Source organism: Bacillus sp. 7894-2, assembly GCF_002272225.1.
Taxonomy (GTDB): domain Bacteria; phylum Bacillota; class Bacilli; order Bacillales; family Cytobacillaceae; genus Cytobacillus.
Genome location: NZ_NPDG01000180.1, coordinates 1 through 229 on the forward strand (window position 1 = coordinate 1; position 229 = coordinate 229).

Consider the following 229-nt stretch of genomic DNA (forward strand, 5'->3'; position numbering starts at 1 on the left):
CCTATTATGTGGGCCTATAGCTCAGCTGGTTAGAGCGCACGCCTGATAAGCGTGAGGTCGATGGTTCGAGTCCATTTAGGCCCACCATCTCATATAATGGGGCCTTAGCTCAGCTGGGAGAGCGCCTGCCTTGCACGCAGGAGGTCAGCGGTTCGATCCCGCTAGGCTCCACCAACCATAACGATATGATTCGTTATTTTTTGTTCCTTGAAAACTAGATAATGTTATT

General features: G+C 49.8%; 2 tRNA genes. Both read left to right on the forward strand.

Annotated features, from left to right (window positions below):
* The first annotated feature begins 10 nt into the window (after positions 1-10).
* A tRNA-Ile gene (locus tag CHI10_RS22055) sits at positions 11-87 on the forward strand.
* A gap of 11 nt (positions 88-98) precedes the next feature.
* Positions 99-174: transfer RNA gene (locus CHI10_RS22060), tRNA-Ala, on the forward strand.
* Positions 175-229: the final 55 nt, after the last annotated feature.